The 1,045-nt window shown below is 65.3% G+C and carries 1 protein-coding gene; it reads left to right on the top strand.

The window, feature by feature from the left end; translation table 11 throughout:
- Window positions 1-35: 35 nt before the first annotated feature.
- Window positions 36-1,045: YveK family protein (locus tag ACXJKG_RS21245; RefSeq protein WP_456847698.1), on the top strand; the 1,010-nt coding region annotated here is incomplete at its 3' end.

Genomic DNA, 1,045 nt, shown 5'->3' with positions numbered 1-1,045 from the left:
CGCTACAGCCGCGCAGGGAGCAGGAGTGAAGGTCAGTGGAACTACAGGATTACTTGGTCATTCTGCGCAAGCGCTGGATCTCCATCACCCTCTTGGCGATGCTCGGTGCGGCCGCAGGCGTCGCCCTCTMATTCGCCATGACGCCCTTGTACACCGCCTCGACCCAGCTGTTCGTATCCGTCCAGGGAGGGGCCTCGTCGAACGACCTCCTCCAGGGAGCGAACTTCACAAGGCAGCAGGTCACTTCCTACACCCAACTCGTCTCTGCCCCACGCGTCCTCGGCCCAGTGATCGACGAGCTTGGCCTCGATACGAGAGCCGACTCGCTTGCCGTGCGAGTTAGCGCTGAGTCGCCGCTCAACACCTCGCTCATCAATATCACCGTCACCGACGAGAACCCCGCCATCGCCGCAGCCATCGCGAATGCGGTGGCGGTCCAGTTCAAGGACGTGATCGGGGAACTCGAGACGCCGAGCGGCGGGGGCGATTCGGCCGTGAAGGTCTCCATCGTGCGCGACGCGGTCGCCCCGACGGCACCTTCGTCACCCAACAAGAAGCTCAACGTCGCACTCGGTCTCCTCGTTGGCCTCGCGCTCGGCATAGGCATCGCGGTCCTCCGCGAGATCCTCGACACCCGCGTCCGCTCCGACGGCGACGTCGCCCGGGTCACGGACACCTCCGTCATCGGCATTATCCCGAACGACGAGGACGCGCCCCAGCACCCGCTCATCGTGCAGAGCAGCCCCCACAGCCAGCGCTCCGAGGCGTTCCGCCGCCTGCGCACCAACCTCCAGTTCCTCGATATCGCCGACCGCCCACAGTCGATCGTCATCACGTCGTCACTGCCAGGTGAGGGCAAGTCGACGACGTCAATCAACGTTGCCATCACGCTCGCCGACGCGGGAACCCGCGTCGCGCTCATCGACGCAGACCTCCGCCGCCCGTCCGTGGCCAAGTACATGGGTCTCGAGGGCAACGTCGGGCTGACCACCGTGCTCATCGGTCGAGCCACCGTCGAAGATGTGATCCAGCCGTGGGGCAATGG

This window comes from Cellulomonas sp. P5_C6 (assembly GCF_054049635.1).
Note: the sequence above shows the minus strand (reverse complement) of the source record. Positions and strands in the feature narration are given on the sequence as shown.